Origin of the sequence: Arsenicibacter rosenii (assembly GCF_001870735.1) — a bacterium.
Lineage (GTDB): Bacteria > Bacteroidota > Bacteroidia > Cytophagales > Spirosomataceae > Arsenicibacter > Arsenicibacter rosenii.
This window is the reverse complement of sequence record NZ_MORL01000163.1, coordinates 1-1161: the sequence shown is the minus strand read 5'-3', so window position 1 is coordinate 1161 and position 1161 is coordinate 1. Positions and strand designations below refer to the sequence as shown.

At 40.1% G+C, this 1161-nt stretch carries 1 protein-coding gene; it reads left to right on the top strand.

Annotation, left to right across the window (positions count from 1 at the left end; translation table 11 throughout):
* Positions 1-24: 24 nt before the first annotated feature.
* Positions 25-1161: tetratricopeptide repeat protein (locus BLX24_RS30555; protein ID WP_229201932.1), on the top strand; the 1137-nt coding region annotated here is incomplete at its 3' end.

Sequence of the window (1161 nt, the reverse complement as noted above, 5' to 3'; positions counted from 1 at the left end):
AGTCAGGGAAACTATATCAGAGCATTGGAGTATTTCCGGCAGGCTGCGTTTCTCTTTAAAGAAATTGACGATATAAAAAATCTGACTGCCGCAACCAATAACATTGGTTTAATTTATAGTAAAGTAAAAGATTACAGCAACGCGATGAAGTATTTTACGAAGGCCTATGCTGTATTTAAAAAGGAAAATAATCAGGAAAGAATTGCTCAGATACAAGATGCTATCGGCAATATTTACCTGAAACAAGGTAAGTATGATAAAGCGTTCCGGAGTTTTAATGAATCACTACAGATTGCTGACAGTAAAAAGGATAAGCAATTACAAATAATGGCTCTCAATAGCCTTGGTGATTTATTCTATGAACAGAGTGCCTACACCCGTGCGATGCCTTTTTATATCCGGTGTCTGGCTTACTCAAACGAAATCGGCAGCCTGCGTAGTCAGGCCGAATCACAGATTGCCATTGGTACGATACTTCATAAAACGGGGAATCAAACAAAGGCTGTAGTGAATTGCAGAATGGGTTTAGAGTCGGCCAGAAAGGTAGAATCCATATCATTAAAGAAACGGGGCTGCGATTGTCTTTATCAGTCTTATAAAGCCTTAGATAATACAAAGCAGGCCCTCTATTATTTTGAGCAGGCAAACACGCTTGAAGATAGTTTAAATTTATCCGAAACGGCCAATCAGGTCATGAACATAGAGTTTCAGAAACAACAATTGGTCGACAGTATCGCTTATGTACGGAAAGAACACGCTATACAACTGAAGCATAAAGAAGAGGTTCAGCGTCAGGAAAAGCAACGCAATATGATTATCCTGTCACTGGGTTTTATCCTTCTGGTAGCAGCAGGTTTGTGGGCACAGCTCAACTACGTCAGAAAATCAAGGGCCGCTCTGAAAATAGAAAAAGAACGTTCGGAAGCCTTACTACTGAATATTTTGCCTGAAGAAATTGCTGAGGAGCTGAAAGAAAAAGGACACGTTGATGCTAAAGAGTACAACCAGGTCTCGATCTTATTTACCGATTTTAAGTCCTTTACGCAGACAGCCGAGCAGATGTCTCCGCAATGCCTGGTAGCAGAGATACACACTTGTTTCAAAGCGTTTGATCTGATCGTGGAAAAGTATCAGATTGAAAAAATAAAAACGATTGGTGAT